At 31.5% G+C, this 15,507-nt stretch carries 15 protein-coding genes; 6 read left to right on the top strand and 9 right to left on the bottom strand.

Going from position 1 to position 15,507, the window contains the following annotated elements; all coding sequences use genetic code 11:
- The first annotated feature begins 18 nt into the window (after positions 1–18).
- From KPL55_RS00955 to KPL55_RS00945, 3 genes are all read left to right on the top strand, one after another.
- The gene (locus tag KPL55_RS00955) at positions 19–1,062 is read left to right on the top strand and encodes a PTS sugar transporter subunit IIC (RefSeq protein ID WP_216304829.1); all 1,044 of its coding nucleotides are present in this window, start codon (positions 19–21) and stop codon (positions 1,060–1,062) included.
- A gap of 277 nt (positions 1,063–1,339) precedes the next feature.
- Complete coding sequence (locus KPL55_RS00950) at positions 1,340–2,446, top strand: DUF362 domain-containing protein (protein WP_216304828.1); 1,107 nt, start codon at positions 1,340–1,342, stop codon at positions 2,444–2,446.
- 407 nt (positions 2,447–2,853) lie between these two features.
- Positions 2,854–4,557, top strand: a complete 1,704-nt coding sequence (locus KPL55_RS00945) for an oleate hydratase (RefSeq protein ID WP_216304827.1) — start codon at positions 2,854–2,856, stop codon at positions 4,555–4,557.
- Positions 4,558–4,657: 100 nt separating this feature from the next.
- Here the strand turns inward: KPL55_RS00945 and KPL55_RS00940 are convergent, their stop codons facing one another.
- Entirely contained in the window at positions 4,658–5,200 is a 543-nt protein-coding gene (locus KPL55_RS00940) for a TetR/AcrR family transcriptional regulator (RefSeq protein WP_216304826.1), read from the bottom strand.
- Between the two features lie 287 nt (positions 5,201–5,487).
- Complete coding sequence (locus KPL55_RS00935; RefSeq protein WP_216304825.1) at positions 5,488–6,900, bottom strand: L,D-transpeptidase family protein; 1,413 nt, start codon at positions 6,898–6,900, stop codon at positions 5,488–5,490.
- 246 nt (positions 6,901–7,146) lie between these two features.
- Between KPL55_RS00935 and KPL55_RS00930 the strand changes: the two genes are divergently transcribed.
- Positions 7,147–7,563 (top strand): MarR family winged helix-turn-helix transcriptional regulator, encoded by a 417-nt coding sequence (locus KPL55_RS00930; RefSeq protein ID WP_216304824.1) that lies wholly within the window; start codon positions 7,147–7,149, stop codon positions 7,561–7,563.
- 36 nt (positions 7,564–7,599) lie between these two features.
- Complete coding sequence (locus KPL55_RS00925) at positions 7,600–8,304, top strand: YczE/YyaS/YitT family protein (protein WP_216304823.1); 705 nt, start codon at positions 7,600–7,602, stop codon at positions 8,302–8,304.
- A gap of 25 nt (positions 8,305–8,329) precedes the next feature.
- Here KPL55_RS00925 and KPL55_RS00920 read toward each other — a convergent pair whose 3' ends face one another.
- From KPL55_RS00920 to KPL55_RS00900, 5 genes are all read right to left on the bottom strand, one after another.
- Positions 8,330–9,706 carry an MATE family efflux transporter gene (locus KPL55_RS00920; protein WP_216304822.1) on the bottom strand — a complete coding sequence of 459 codons (1,377 nt, stop codon included), beginning with the start codon at positions 9,704–9,706 and terminating at the stop codon, positions 8,330–8,332.
- A gap of 58 nt (positions 9,707–9,764) precedes the next feature.
- The gene (locus KPL55_RS00915; RefSeq protein WP_216304821.1) at positions 9,765–11,069 is read right to left on the bottom strand and encodes an ATP-binding protein; all 1,305 of its coding nucleotides are present in this window, start codon (positions 11,067–11,069) and stop codon (positions 9,765–9,767) included.
- Positions 11,070–11,304: 235 nt separating this feature from the next.
- Complete coding sequence (locus tag KPL55_RS00910) at positions 11,305–11,697, bottom strand: hypothetical protein (protein WP_216304820.1); 393 nt, start codon at positions 11,695–11,697, stop codon at positions 11,305–11,307.
- A 42-nt stretch (positions 11,698–11,739) separates the two neighbouring features.
- Positions 11,740–11,943: a hypothetical protein gene (locus KPL55_RS00905; RefSeq protein ID WP_216304819.1), complete on the bottom strand. Its 204-nt coding sequence runs from the start codon at positions 11,941–11,943 to the stop codon at positions 11,740–11,742.
- 172 nt (positions 11,944–12,115) lie between these two features.
- Entirely contained in the window at positions 12,116–13,006 is an 891-nt protein-coding gene (locus tag KPL55_RS00900; RefSeq protein WP_216304818.1) for a LysR family transcriptional regulator, read from the bottom strand.
- A gap of 142 nt (positions 13,007–13,148) precedes the next feature.
- Here KPL55_RS00900 and KPL55_RS00895 point away from each other — a divergent pair, with 142 nt between their 5' ends.
- Positions 13,149–13,724, top strand: coding sequence for an HD domain-containing protein (locus tag KPL55_RS00895; RefSeq protein WP_216304817.1), 576 nt, complete (start codon positions 13,149–13,151; stop codon positions 13,722–13,724).
- A 634-nt stretch (positions 13,725–14,358) separates the two neighbouring features.
- On the opposite strand, the gene KPL55_RS25865 is transcribed toward KPL55_RS00895, so the two are convergent.
- Both KPL55_RS25865 and KPL55_RS00885 read right to left on the bottom strand, forming a co-directional pair.
- Complete coding sequence (locus KPL55_RS25865) at positions 14,359–14,535, bottom strand: beta-L-arabinofuranosidase domain-containing protein (protein WP_312887188.1); 177 nt, start codon at positions 14,533–14,535, stop codon at positions 14,359–14,361.
- A gap of 139 nt (positions 14,536–14,674) precedes the next feature.
- Positions 14,675–15,505 carry an NAD(P)/FAD-dependent oxidoreductase gene (locus KPL55_RS00885; protein ID WP_216304816.1) on the bottom strand — a complete coding sequence of 277 codons (831 nt, stop codon included), beginning with the start codon at positions 15,503–15,505 and terminating at the stop codon, positions 14,675–14,677.
- Positions 15,506–15,507 lie beyond the last annotated feature (2 nt).

Here is a 15,507-nt window from a genome sequence, read left to right as displayed (position 1 = left end):
TTATAAGGAGAAACAACAATGAGTATTTTAATAGGAACAGGTCTTTTATTATTAGTATTAGCTTTATTTACACTTTTCAGTTACAAAGCACCTCAAGGAATGAAGGCGATGGGTGCACTAGCAAGTGCTGCCTGTGCAAGCTTTCTAGTTGAAGCTTTTCACTCTGCATTTTTTGGTGATGTATTAAAAATTGGATTTTTAAAAGAAGTTGGTTTATCTAATGGTAGTTTAGGAGGAGTAGCCGCTGCAATACTTGTGCCTCTAGCTCTTGGAGTTTCACCAATATATGCGGTATTGATTGGGCTATCTTGTTCTGGTCTTGGTATATTACCAGGATTTATAGCTGGATACCTTATGTCATTTGTAGTTAAGTATCTAGAGAAGAAATTACCAGGAGGCTTAGACTTAATAGTTATAATTGTTTTTGCAGCTCCATTAACTAGATTTATAGGAAACTGTATGACTCCTATAGTAGATGGCACACTATTAAATATTGGTAGAATTTTAATTTCTGCGTCAAGTTCTAGCCCAATAATAATGGGTATAGTACTTGGAGGAACAATAACAGTTGTTGCCACTGCACCTCTTAGTTCAATGGCTTTAACCGCAATGCTTGGGCTTACCGGTGCACCTATGGCTATAGGCGCATTAGCAGTATTTGGTTCATCATTTATGAATTTCGTATTCTTTACAAAAATGAAATTTGGAAGTAAAAAAGATACAATTGCAGTCGCTATAGAACCTTTAACACAAGCTGATATAACTACAGCAAACCCCATACCAATTTATGTTACTAATTTTATAGGTGGTTCTTTATGTGGAGTGATAGTTGCATTAATGGGACTTGTAAATAATTCTCCAGGAACAGCAACCCCTATAGCAGGGTTTGCAGTAATGTTTGCATATAATTCAGCTTCTAAAGTGTTATTAACAGCCTTAGGTTGTATTATAGTTAGTATTTTCAGTGGTTACGTAGGGTCTATTATGTTTAAAAATTATAAAATACGTACTGCTGCAGAAATTCGTGGAGAGATTCTTCCCGATTTACAAGAAGCATCATAAATATATGTATTTTTAAAATAATATAAGAAAAGGCTGAGTTTACTTTTATGTAAAACTCAGCCTTTTCTTATGTATTGTAAAATCTTCAAATTTGCTTTGCTCTTAACACTCACCTTTTGTATAGTATCTATCCTAAAAGTGCATATTTTCTTTTTTTTACAATTTCATATATAATTAAGATGAGAAAACACGTAAAAAGTTTATAACTATAGCAAAAGCTATGTTAGAGATATAAGAAATTATTAATAAAATTATAGAATCTTGGAGGTTATTGAACATGGAAAAATCAAAGGTATATTTCACCACTATGAAAGCGACTGGTGAAGAGAATTTGCAGCAGAAGTTAACCCGCCTTATTAAAACAGCAGGCATTGGTAAAATAGAATTTAAAAATAAATTTACGGCTATTAAAATTCATTTTGGAGAACCTGGAAATCTGGCTTATCTGCGTCCCAACTATGCCAAAACAGTGGTAGATATTGTGAAGGAACTGGGCGGAAAACCATTCCTTACGGATTGTAATACTTTATATGTTGGTGGTCGAAAGAATGCACTTGACCATATAGAGTCTGCTTATGTCAATGGATTCTCTCCATTTTCAACAGGATGTCATGTGATAATAGGTGATGGTCTTAAAGGAACCGATGAGGTTTTAGTTCCTGTTAAGGGCGGAGAATATGTGAAAGAGGCTAAAATTGGGCATGCCATCATGGATGCGGATATATTTATAACACTTAATCATTTTAAAGGGCATGAATTGACTGGTTTTGGTGGTGCACTTAAAAACATAGGTATGGGTTGCGGTTCCCGTGCAGGTAAGATGGAGATGCACAGTAGCGGTAAACCTGTTATCGATCATGAAAAATGTGTAGCCTGTGGGCAATGTGCTAAAAATTGTGCCCATACTGCAATTACCATTACAGACAAAAAGGCAACTATAAACCACAATAAGTGTGTTGGTTGCGGACGTTGTATTGGCATTTGCCCAGTGGACGCAGTTCTTCCTGCATCTGATGAATCTAATGATATCCTGAATAAAAAAATTGTGGAATACTCAGTAGCAGTATTAAGTGGACGTCCAAACTTCCATGTAAGTTTGGTAATTGATGTGTCTCCATTCTGCGACTGTCATGGAGAAAATGATATACCAATTGTTCCTGATATAGGTATGTTTGCTTCCTTTGACCCTGTTGCACTGGATGTTGCTTGCGCAGATGCGGTGAATAATCAGCCTGCTATAACAGGTAGTATTTTAGGTGAAAACGGCCATGTACATCATGATCATTTCACTGATGTTAGTCCTGAAACTGATTGGAAAGTATCAATTGATTATGCAGTAAAGATGAATTTGGGCAGCAAGGAATATCAACTGATTACAATTTAAAGAGTTCACGATTTAGGAACGATAATATTGTTGGATGTATTTATTTACCTCAACCTCCTTTAGTATTTTTAGACATAAGAAAAAGAGCCAATGTTTCTTACATTAGAAACATTGGCTCTTCTCCTTTAAATACACTTTCTCTCAAGCCCATCAAGCCCGTATTTTATTGGTATATATCCAATTTTTTTTTACTTAATTATTACAATTAGATTTAACTTTCACAAATCAAAGGTTTTGTTGCAAATTTGCACATTCTACCTCTTTTGGTGATTTACTCTCCTTTATAAAAATCATATTATTGTTATAGACAATCCAACACAAAAGTTTTCTATACTAAATAAAAAACTCAGTACTAAATTCTCTATATGTAGACTAAAATTTTTAAATTAAAAGGAGATAGATTAATTGTGGTAAATTATGAAAGAATTAAAACATTAAAACCTAAAGAAATTGAAAATAAAAAAGCATATCTAATTGGTGGAGGTATCGCTTCATTAGCGGCTGCTGAATACCTAATTTGCGATGGTCATATGGACGGTAAAAATATTACTATTTTAGAACAAAGAGATATTTTCGGTGGTTCTATGGACGGTGCTGGAAATGCAAAAGATGGATATGTTGCACTTGGCGGAAGAGAAATGGAAGAGCATTATGAATGTATGTGGGATTTATTCGGAAAAGTACCTTCATTAGAAGAGCCTGGACGAACTGTTTTAGATGAATTTAGAGAATTAAATAACGCTGACCCTAACCACTCTAACTGTCGTGCTATTGCTAACCGTGGAGAAAAGCTTGATTTTTCAACTCTTGGACTAGCAGAAAACCATGTTAAACAACTTACTAAATTATTTCTTGCTACAGAAGATTCTTTGGGAGCGGTTACTGTTGAAGAATTTTTCGATACTTCATTCTTGAAAACTGATTTTTGGTTATATTGGAGAAGTATGTTTGCATTTGAAAATTGGCACAGTCTTGCAGAAATGAAACGTTATATGCATCGTTTTATTCATCTAATGCCAGGAATGAATAAAATGGAAGGGTTAGTTTTCACTAAATATAATCAATACGATTCAATGATTCTTCCACTAAAAAAATTATTAGAGTCACAAGGAGTAACATTTAACTTAAATACACAAGTAACTGATTTGGATATAGATATAACTGCTGGTAAAAAAACAGTTACAGGAATTCATTTAACTCGTAATGGTAAAAAAGAAGAACTTATTAAAACTACGCAAAATGATTTAGTATTCTTTACTAATGGATCTATGACTGAAAATGCTACACTTGGAAATATGGATAAAGCACCTATATTAGATACAAGTGAAGGTGCATGCTGGAGTTTATGGAAAAAGATATCTAAAAAAGATGCTTCCTTCGGTAACCCAGAAGTATTCTGTGGTGATATTGATAAAAGCACATGGGAATCATATACAATAACTGCTAAAGGTCCTAAAATGAGAAAACTTATGGAGAAATTTGCTGGGCGTGAGATAGCTCCACATAAAACTGCAACTGGCGGAATAATAACAGTTAAAGACTCAAACTGGTTATTAAGTGTTACTGTTAATAGACAACCTCAATTTACTAATCAACCTGATGATGTTATAGTTCTATGGGCCTATGCTTTATTCCCTAACAATGAAGGTGATTTCATTAAAAAGAAAATGAGAGACTGTACTGGCAGCGAATTATTACAGGAACTTTTATATCATTTAGGAATTGATGAAAATGATATGCATGAATTCGTTGAAACATGTATTGTAATTCCTTCTATCATGCCTTATATTACAAGTCAATTTATGCCTCGCGTTAAAGGAGATAGACCACAAGTTGTACCTGCAGGCAGTACAAACCTTGCATTTTTAGGTCAATTTTCAGAAGTTAAAGATGATTGTGTATTTACTGTTGAATATTCAGTTCGCTCTGCTATTATGGCTGTATATACTTTACTTGGACTTGAAAAAAATCCACCTGAAATATATCCTAGCCAATACGATGTACGTGTTGTTGCTAAAGCAATTAAAGCTTTGTATAGTGGAAGACCATTACCTGCCCAGGCAATTATCAAAAAATTATTAAGCGATACAAGTTTAGAAGGTTTAATTTAAGCTTCTTCAAAATATAAAGAATAAAAAGCTATGAAATATGAGTTTAATAACTTAATTTCATAGCTTATATATATATATATTACTATTAAAGTATTTTAAATTATAATAAAGCTTTATAGGTATCTCCACTTATTATTTTATTAAGATTATCAATTATTTGCTCTGGATTTTCTATCATATTTTTTCTTATCCATTCAAGCAATAAGCCAACAAGCGCAACCTTATAAAAATCCACTACAAATTCCTTTCCTTTTTCGGGCACTTCTTTTCCTAGGGTAATTTCATCTACAACATTTAAAACTAGGTTGTACACTGCACTGTATAAGTGAGTTTCTAATTGTTCTCGACCAATGGAATTATATGTATTCAACACCATTTTGCGGTTTTCACTCAAATAATAAAATATTCTCAAAAACCCCTCTTGCCATGTCTTATAGGTTACATTTTCTTCCATTACATTTCCAACTTCATTTTTAAAAATCCACTCTAAAAGTGCATAAATATCTTGAAAGTGATAATAAAATGTACGACGATTTAAATTACACACTTTAACAATATTATTAACTGTAATTTTAGCTAAAGGAGTAGTATTCATTAATTTTTTTAATGATTGTGCTAAAGCTTGTTTAGTGATATCTGACATACTTTTTATCTCCTTTTTTTGTGATATATACTTCTTTCATCCTATCATATCATCAAACATGAGAAGGAAGCCAAAAGCTTCCTTCTATTTATTTTCCACCCCTTAAGCATTCCATCCTCATCAAGATCTCTAAAATATTTTCTTGTTTCATTTATAATTAACAAACAGAACTTGTACACTTCGTTACCAATTTCTGTAACGGGGTCAGACCCCATAGAATAAACTGTAAACAGTTTTTTTACGATTTCATGATATTCTAATCGGCTAGGATTGAAATAGCACCCTTATTAATAACAAATAATTGGAGTACCTACTTCTATATTATTAAATATTATTTTTGCTACCTCGAATGGTGAATTTACACAACCATGGGATCCACCTGTCTTATACAACTGTCCCCCAAAATTAGTTCGCCAGCTTGCATCATGAATTCCTATTCCTCCATTAAAGGGCAACCAATATTCTACAGGAGATGCGTAGTTTTCACCTACAAGTGTTGCATTTCTGTCCTTATAATCGATTTTATAAACACCTGCTGGTGTTCTAGTTTTATCAGATCCATTATTACCTGTGACAACATCGCCCTGTGTTATAAGCGATCCATTTTTATAAAACCATAAGTGTTGCCCTGAAAGATCTATTTCTACATAGGTATTTCCAATATCATCATTGCTACGAGATAAAGCGGTTTGATAGTATGCTGGCTGCTTTTCTATAGATTTCCCTTCCCTTATAATTGAAGTTAAATCCTTAACTTCTTTAACCTTATTAATGGCCCAACCATAGCTACCACCACCAATTTTAATTTTCTTTCCTTTTGATGTAACAAAATCTCTCGTCTTAGCAACTGTATTATATTTAATAGCAAGTCTATCAATATAGATTTCAACTTGTTTTTCATTAAATGTTACTTCATTATTCTTATCAACTGTAACCCACTTATTCATTGTAGAACCATCTAAAATTTCTTTAACATCTCCAAAAGTATAGGTAATCTTTGAAGCTACATATTTATTAAGCAAATCCTTTGTAGCAACTACCTTTTTAGATTTTGAGGTATATTCTGGCTTAACATAGTAATTATTAATTGACTCCAAATCTATTGTAGTTTCGCCCTTGCTCACTGAATCTATGGCATGCTTATATAAGACGTCTTTATCTCCCTTGTTTCCAATAACTTCATTGACAATCACATATCCACTATCTGTATACTTGTAGCTAGCATTTTTAGGTTCAACTACTTTACTACTATCAAAACAAGAGAGCTTGTCCACTTTCTCTTTCAATAAATTTTCATCATATTTAACTCCAACTATCATTTTATAATCTTTCGAATTAAAAACAGCTAAAATCCATTTATAAGGACTTTGTTTATCTTTTAACTCCTTAAATGTATCATTTTCACCATACTTTAATCCAATTTCTTTCCCGCTAATTTGCTCATTTATATCGCCTCGTTCTTTAATGTTTAGCTGATATTTCTGAATCTCAGATGCCATTTGTACATTTACATCCTCTACACTTTTACCTGAAACACTAATGCTATTTATTGTAGAACCAAAATAAAAATGATTCATAAAATATATTGCCGTCCCAAAGTATATAATAAGCAAAACACATATAGAAATTATAATACCTAATACAATTTTTTTTCGCTTTCTTATTGGTTTTATTGTTGACTTTTCTGCTTCAGTTTCCATAATTGCACACCCTCGTATACAAAGATAGTATAAATAAAATACTATCTTTGTTTTATTTATTTATTTATTTATTTAAACCCTTGATCATTATATATATTATAACAGAACACACTGGCATATACTGTTTTATTCTCCTTGTATTTGCATATATTATCCCTGAAAAGTTGCCTCGCTTTATATTTATGTGTATAATAAAATGATTAGCTTTCTAATTGTTATAGTTCTAATCGATAGGAGGGAATAAATATGAATCAAGAACTGCATTACATAGTACGACTTTGTCACACCCTTTGTAATAAAAAAATCTTGGAACAAACAAATACCTTAGGATTGTCACCAGGTCAACCAAAAATTTTGGAGTTTCTAGAATATCACAATGGTTGCGAGCAAAAAGAAATTGCCCAAGCTTGTGAAATCAAACCAGCAACGGTTACTAATTTACTAGCCAGAATGGAGGATGCTCATCTGATTGAACGAAAACAACTAAATAGAAATCGACGTTCGTGGCATGTTTTTTTAACAACGGAAGGCGAAATAGTGACCCAAAAAGTCATGAAAATTTTTGATGAGGTGAAAACGAAAGCCTTTGAAGGTTTCTCAGTTGAGCAGCAGGAAATGACGTTTAGTCTACTGACAAAGATGTTTGATAATTTATCTAATTAAAACAGGACAAAAAAAACATGGGAGTGATACTTTAGAATGTCAATTCTCGAAATAGTGAAACGTTATTTATTTTTTATTTTAGGATTATTCATGATGGCGGTCGGTGTTGCGTTATCGACTCGATCTTATTTAGGAACGTCTCCTATTTCATGTGTGCCATATGTATTGAGTTTGGGATTTCCTATGACGATTGGGCAATTTACTTTTTTAATGAACCTATTATTTATTATTTTTCAAATTTTATTATTAAGAAAACAATTTAAGTTGATTCAGCTACTTCAAGTTGTGGTCGCTCTAATATTTGCCTTTTTTACCGATTTTACTATGGGATTGTTTTCATGGATAAATGTAACCAATTATCTTGCCCAAATAGGATTATTTACTCTTAGTTGTTTAATTCTTGCTCTTGGAGTCAGTATGGAAGTGACTGCTGATGTTATACTTATGGCTGGTGAAGGAGTCGTTAGTGCCCTCTCAATAGTTACGAAGAAGGAATTTGGAAATTTAAAAGTAGCTTTCGATGTTACACTTTTAATTTGTGGTTTACTTTTTTCGCTCATTCTTTTTCATCGACTAAATGGAATAAGAGAAGGAACTATTTTAGCGGCTTTGTTAGTTGGAACGCTTGTTCACTTTATCAACAAGCGTTTAAGTTTTATGGATGTTGTATTTAAAGGTGAACATAGTGTGGTCTTTGGATTAGAGAAAACCACTGAATTAATTGAAGAAGCCATTAAATGAAAAGAAGCTTCCTATAAAAATTAAATCAGTTACTATCAACCTGTATTTCCAGCCCTAAATCTCGAATTTTTTCTCGATATATTTTAATTACAAAGTACCCCGAAATTATTAAAGAAACTGCTTCTGATATTGGAAACGCTATCCATATTCCCGTTAATCCAATTAAATCACTTAGAATAAATGCTAATGGTAATAGAATAATAATCTGTCTTGAAAAAGATATAACAAGGCTTGCGTTTGCTTTACCAAGTGCTTGAAAAATCGTAGAAATAACTATTACTATTCCAGAAAACATAAAACCTATACTGATAATTCTCAAACACTTTATCCCAATTGCCTCCATCTGTGGTGTACTACTAAATAACATAAGCAGTTGCCTCGGGAATATTACAAATATAGCAGTACCAACCAGCATTATTGTGCATGCAAATATGCAACCATACTTGACAGTTTCGATTACCCTTTGCTTATTTTTGGCGCCATAATTATATCCAACTATAGGCATGATCCCCTGAGTCAAACCGAATACAGGCATATATATAAAAGACTGCAATTTAAAGTATGCTCCAAATACTGCAACAGCAGTTCCAGAAAATCCTGCTAAAATTAAATTCAAACCAGATACCATTATAGATCCTAGCATTGTCATAAACATAGCAGGAATTCCAACTTTAAAAATTTCACCTGTGATGTTGCTACTATGATGAAATTTCTTTAAATTTAGTTTTAGTCCATTATTATTTTTAAGTACCAATTTAAGTGCATATAGCATAGAACCTATTTGACCGATCACCGTTGCTATTGCTGCACCCTGCACACTTAATTTAGGGAAAAATAACAATCCGAAAATAAGAATTGGATCAAGAACAATATTGATTATTGCACCTAATAATTGTATTTTCATAGAACTTAACATGTCACCAGTAGATCTTAAAATATTCATACAAACTTCTGCTATAATGCTACCAAATGAAAATAGCATAATAATTCTAGTGTACTGTACTGCATACTTAATAACAACAGGATCGTCTGTAAACAATTTAGAAAACATTTGGGGTACAAATGTCGAACAAATTGCAAGGATAATCCACAAACCAATACCTATTGCAAATCCATGTTCCGCCGTATTTATCGCAACATCTTTGTTACCCTCACCTAGTTTTCTTGACATAAATGAGTTAATCCCCAATCCAAGCCCCACAAATATTGACACTATTATCAATTGTATTGGAAAAACTATAGATAAAGCCGTAAGTGCCTGCTCTGATATTTTTGCAACAAATATACTGTCTACAACATTGTATAGTGCTTGCACAATCATAGATAACATTGCTGGCAATGACATTTTTATGATTAGCTTTTTAATATCCATATTCCCTAGGTTATACATATTGTCTTTCATTGTTTTTCTCCTTTAATATCCCTATATTATCTACCACTGTATACATTATATGTAAATTTTAAATTTTCCCTGCCAACCAATCAATAAATTGTTGCGCAGTCCTTCCTGAGGGACCTCCATGACGCATTTCCCACCTATTCGCTTCTTCACATAATTCTTTTTCAGAGAGTGTAATATTTTCGTGCTTCTTAGCCAGTTTTTTTACAATTTCATGATATTCTACTCGGCTAGGCTTAAAATAACCAATAGTAACACCAAATCGATTTGCTAGCGATAATTTTTCCTCCATAGTATCATTAGTATGGACGTCACCTCTTACTTCAATATCGTTTCGATCATTCCACGTTTCGCGAATTAAGTGTCTTCGATTAGATGTAGCATATATTAATACATTATCTGGTTTAACTTCCACTCCACCTTCAATCACAGCTTTCAAAAATTTGTACTCTATTTCAAATTCCTCGAAAGATAAGTCATCCATATAAATGATATATTTATAATTTCTATTTTTAATGTGAGTTATTATAGCTGATAAATCCTGAAATTGATGCTTGTAGATTTCAATCATTCGCAAACCACTGTTATAATATTGATTAAGGATTGCTTTTATGCTTGCAGATTTCCCAGTACCACTATCTCCATACAATAAAACATTATTGGCTGTTCTTCCTTCTACAAATGCTTGCGTATTCAGAACAAGTTCTTCCTTTTGGAATTTATACCCCACTAAATCATCTAATATGACCTCATCCATATTTGTAATTGGGTAAAATTCTAACTTTCCAACTGCGTGACCAATGCGAAATGCTTTATTCAGTCCAAACATTCCAACACCAAAATCTTTATAAAATCCTGTTATAATACGAAATACTTCTTCCTCGTCTTTTGCATTTTCAATGCAAGTACTGATATATTGAACTTTCTCACTAACATTTTTATTATACATTCTTTCTTTTTTTACAATAGCTTTATAATTAGAAATAGTCGTAAAACAATCTATATCTAAATCCTGTTCAATATGCGAAAAATCATAATCAAAGAGGTTCTTGAATATTTTAAAATCATTTTTTGCGAAGTGATTCACCGTTCCATCACTATCTCCTACTTTTTCACATGTAATACTAAAAGAATTTTCGTTGGTGATGAGCAGAAAAACTAAATAATTGTGCCATATATTTTTATCAAACCCATAGTTTGTTGCTAAATCCAAAATACGTTTCATTTCCCTATAAATACGGGTTACAATCTTTTCATTAGTGCAGCTCTTTGAGTTATAATCCTCAATAATATCTGCTAAATTACATAAAATGCAGTTATCTCCCAAATCATTATATAAGATCAACTTTGAAATTTCTTTATACATAAAATCAGCTCCTTCTATTCTTTATAATTATCCTACTACATTTTTTATTTTATATTTATTCTATTCTCAAGGACAAGTATTGTCAATAAAGTGTAAAGCATCTAAATATATCATCTATACAGATGCTATAAAGGTATTTATATATGGCAAATAATTTCCCTCAGTATAGAAAAAGCCTATCCCATAAATTGCTCTATGGAATAAGCTTTTTCTATTACATTTATTTAATATATATTTATATTATATTGTCATCCTCAATTAATTTCTGCATAACTCCACAATCAGGGCAAAATTTGATGCTAATATTCATATCCGTTCCGCAATTAGGGCACTTTTTAATTCTTTTTACGTTAATTATTTTTTCCATAATTATTTTTATTTGTTCATTGTGCTCAAGAACAGCTTCACATTTCTGTTTGATTTCCTCACTTAATTCTGCTTTGTTAATAAAGCTGTTATAAACTACCTTGCCTATGGCAATATAAATAATATCTTTCTTTTTTTCTTCATCATTAATCTCACCATTCAACGCAGATACTGCTATTAATTCATTTGATTTTTGTACAACATTGGAAGCACTTTCACTTAGCGACTTAGTGATTTTTGAAAAATTATTTTTAAAATCCATATAAATCCCCCTCTATTCGTTAAAAGATTATAAAATTTAATCTCATTCTAAACTTTCCGCTTCCTTCATTATCTCTTTCTCTGTAAAACGTTCCATTAATGACAACATCTCACCTGGTAAAAATTTAAGTATATTTTCAACTGTTATTATGCTTAATCCTGATGTTGTCTCCTGTGTAATAACATTTGAGCATGACATATCATTTATAGCCACTACTGCATATGCTATTGCTGTTTCTTCATTCATAATACTCCTCCTTTTTATATTATAAAATAATATCCCGTTGCCTCATTATCCAAGATAAATATCAACTTTATTGCTATTATTCTATATACTAATTACCATATTTACATTATATCTCATTTTACTTTATTTTACATCTAGATTGTTAGACTAACATATGAAACACCGGTTGCAATTATAAGGTTTGGTTTTCGATAATTGTGATAAAATCTTTAACTAACTGTGATCTATTATCATTTTTACGCACACAAATTACAATTTTGTTTTTAGGATTAATATTTTCAACATGTATTCTTGATAATTTTCCTATATCAACAAGTTCTTTAACCGCTATGGATGAGCAGAAATTTATACCATAGCCTGCCATAGAAGCCATAAGAGTTTCATGCAATCCATTAAATTCAAGCATTGTATTAGGAAAAGAAATACCAGCTGTGATACAAATAGATTTCAAAAGTGATCTCATATAACTCCCATTTTCTCTCATTATAAAAGGTTCTAACATAATTTCACTTAAGCTGACTACCTTATTAGCATATTTATGATCAGGAGCAGACACAAACCATATATCATCTTCAATTATTTCATTTACATCAATCTTGTCGAAATAATTAGTTGCTCCACCACCAAGTACAGCTATATCTGCTTGATAACTTATAAGGCTATTAACTGCCTCATCACTATTAAGTGTTGTAATTTTGATATTAACATTTTCATTATGTTTTTTTAAACTTGCTGCCCATTTAGGTAATAAAAAATTAGATGTAAGATAATTACCGGCTATTTTCAAAGTGCCTGTTTTACCCTGTTTATAATTCTCTATAAGGGTTTCCATTCTATTTTCCTGTTGAAAAATTAAACTTGCCTCCTTTGCCAACTGTTTTCCTATTTCAGTTAATCGAATCCCCCTACCTTGTGGTAAAAATAATGTTATGCTATTCTCATTTTCAAATTTTTTAATTTGAGAAGTAATTGCCGGTTGGCTAATTCTTAATTGCTCTGCTGCAATAGTTATACTACCCATCTTTGCTACTGTGTAAAATAACCTCAGTGCATGTAAATTCATATTCTAACCTCATTCATATATTTTATTTATAAATACGTCAATAACATATATTATACATATAAATGTTTATATTTTATAATGAATTGAAAATATAAAAAAGTAATTATTCAAACAAAATATTTTGAAGGGAATGGTGCTAATCATGCAATATAAAAAAGATAAAGAAAGGTTAAACCAAATTCTTTTATCAAGTAAAAACATAAAAAATAATCGAGAAGAAATTCTTAAATTAGTTCCAGAGCTTTCAATCTGTGTTGACTGCACTCAAATTCACCCTAATCATATATATAATGTATATGAACACATAGAGGAAACAGTAAATAAAGTGGACTTTAATTTAATATTAAAACTTACTACATTATTTCACGATATTGGAAAGCCTTATGCAAAGGTTTTTGCTGATGAGGCTGAAAGATTTTGGGGACATGAAGAAATCAGTGCAGTACTATCAAAGCTAATACTAAAAAGGCTTGAATATGAAGATGAGCTAATATCAATAGTATGTAAGCTTATAAAATGCCATGACTATAAAATAATAGCTACAGCAGAAGGAGTTTCTATGGCTATTGAACTCATTGGGCAGTCAAATATGCCTTATCTACTTCAAGTACAAACTGCAGACTTATTATCTCATGCTCCTAAATATTACAATGTTGAACTACCTATATTAAGAGGCGTGCAAGTTATATATAAGAAAAACTTCAAAGATACAATATGAATGCTTATTGAGATTTAGTACTTTGGTAATCTTGCTTATAGAAAGACCCTATTTATGATATAATTTAAGCATATTGGAAATAGGAGTGTGCAAATGATGAAAACACAATATGTAGATCAATTCGAAAAGATATTCAAATCAGAGTCATTGCGAGGAGAACTAATTCATTGGAAATTGAACTGGTTTTTATACACTATCGTTTTAATTCTAAGCTCTTTTGTGTACTTCATACAAAACAATGAAGCAGGCAAATATGGAATGATCCTTTCTTTGTTAAATCTATTGTATAATTTGTTCATCACTTTCTTTATTTTCAAAAAAAGATCTGTTGTACAGATAAGTTACATCACAATGTTTCTAAATATATTATCGTTAACAATTTACAATTATATAGATGCTTTTAATAATTCGACCATATTGCCTGCTACAACAGCCGCCCTTTTGTTGTATCCGGTCATTATTTTCGTTGCTTCGCTAAGAATGGATAGTAGGTAGAATCAAATCTTTGAACTGTTTATGTTACATTCTAAGTATACTTCATAAGACCTTTAGTATCAGATGTAATTCACCTTGAAATTCTGAATTAGGTTGATTTACTTCTAACCATTCATAAATAGCATAGATTAAAGCCAACCTAGAGGTTAATTTTAACTTTAGGATTTTCATGCATTATTTTAACTGGCATATCCATAACTAATTCTATCTCATCACCATAACTCCATAGCATATTAATTATTAAATATCCCATGCTTTGATCTGGATTCTTAATTTTTTCACCATTTATATAAACCTTTGAACTTTCACACTTAATAACAATTTTATTTTCCTCGTAGAACTAAAGAGTCAAATGGGAAAAGGTACTGAGATAACAATTATTTTACCTATAAACTATTGATCTCTGATATGGACTTGCTTTTAATATTAAAAAAATAAAGCTCCAAATCGGAGCTTTATTTTTTACTTATATTTCTTACATATTCAATTACACTTTTGCCTGCCATAGCACCTTGCGCCACTGCATTATTAATTTGCATATGATCGCCAGTAGAACCTCCTGCAGCAAACACTCCCTTAACATTTGTTTGTTGGTTTATATCAACAGAAATAGATTCTCCATTAGTAACTAAACCTAACTTGTTAGCAAAATCAACAGTTGCTGCACTTTCATAGGCTATAAAAATTCCATCTAGGGATTCAGTTTTATCATCAATAAAAATAATTTTCTCAAGAAAATCATTGCCCTCTAGTCTCTTTATACCTTTATAGTTTATTTTAAAGCTTTTCTCATAACTCTTGAAACTATCCGTAAGTTCAAGCTCTCTTCCATTAGTAAATATAGTAATATCCTCTGTATAGGCCTTAAGTTCTAAAGCCTCATAAATTGCATAATCCTTAAACCCTAGCACCCCAACCTTTAACCCATCATAGAAAAACCCATCGCAAGAAGTACAGTGACTTACCCCTTTACCTTCAAAGTCACTTAATCTATCAACCTTCAAATTTTTATTAGTCTGACCAGTTGCTATGAGCAATGATTTAGCTATAAATTTATTGTTTGCAGTAACCACTTCAAAAAAATCACTCTTTTTAATAGAGATAACCTCTTCTTCTAACATGTTTAATCCGATATTTACCATTCGAGGTTTTCTTTCTTGTGGTAAGAATTCACAACTATTTATTTCAGCTTTAGCAATTACAAGTGTCTTTAAATTAGCTCTTGAAGTATAAAGTGAAGCTGAAATACCTGCTGGACCATTTCCAATAATAATTACATCATACATAA

It is taken from the genome of Clostridium lacusfryxellense (genome assembly GCF_018861735.1).
Classification (GTDB): domain Bacteria; phylum Bacillota; class Clostridia; order Clostridiales; family Clostridiaceae; genus Clostridium_AD; species Clostridium_AD lacusfryxellense.
Note: the sequence above shows the minus strand (reverse complement) of the source record. Positions and strands in the feature narration are given on the sequence as shown.

What these genes read in the sequence shown, in the direction of transcription:
- KPL55_RS00920 (WP_216304822.1), bottom strand. Translation starts at nt 9,706, where the DNA reads ATGAAAGACAATATGTATAACCTAGGGAATATGGATATTAAAAAGCTA.
- KPL55_RS00885 (WP_216304816.1), bottom strand. Translation starts at nt 15,505, where the DNA reads ATGTATGATGTAATTATTATTGGAAATGGTCCAGCAGGTATTTCAGCT.
- KPL55_RS00915 (WP_216304821.1), bottom strand. Translation starts at nt 11,069, where the DNA reads ATGTATAAAGAAATTTCAAAGTTGATCTTATATAATGATTTGGGAGAT.
- KPL55_RS00895 (WP_216304817.1), top strand. Translation starts at nt 13,149, where the DNA reads ATGCAATATAAAAAAGATAAAGAAAGGTTAAACCAAATTCTTTTATCA.
- KPL55_RS00950 (WP_216304828.1), top strand. Translation starts at nt 1,340, where the DNA reads ATGGAAAAATCAAAGGTATATTTCACCACTATGAAAGCGACTGGTGAA.
- KPL55_RS00905 (WP_216304819.1), bottom strand. Translation starts at nt 11,943, where the DNA reads ATGAATGAAGAAACAGCAATAGCATATGCAGTAGTGGCTATAAATGAT.
- KPL55_RS00955 (WP_216304829.1), top strand. Translation starts at nt 19, where the DNA reads ATGAGTATTTTAATAGGAACAGGTCTTTTATTATTAGTATTAGCTTTA.
- KPL55_RS00910 (WP_216304820.1), bottom strand. Translation starts at nt 11,697, where the DNA reads ATGGATTTTAAAAATAATTTTTCAAAAATCACTAAGTCGCTAAGTGAA.
- KPL55_RS00940 (WP_216304826.1), bottom strand. Translation starts at nt 5,200, where the DNA reads ATGTCAGATATCACTAAACAAGCTTTAGCACAATCATTAAAAAAATTA.
- KPL55_RS00925 (WP_216304823.1), top strand. Translation starts at nt 7,600, where the DNA reads ATGTCAATTCTCGAAATAGTGAAACGTTATTTATTTTTTATTTTAGGA.
- KPL55_RS00935 (WP_216304825.1), bottom strand. Translation starts at nt 6,900, where the DNA reads ATGGAAACTGAAGCAGAAAAGTCAACAATAAAACCAATAAGAAAGCGA.
- KPL55_RS00900 (WP_216304818.1), bottom strand. Translation starts at nt 13,006, where the DNA reads ATGAATTTACATGCACTGAGGTTATTTTACACAGTAGCAAAGATGGGT.
- KPL55_RS00930 (WP_216304824.1), top strand. Translation starts at nt 7,147, where the DNA reads ATGAATCAAGAACTGCATTACATAGTACGACTTTGTCACACCCTTTGT.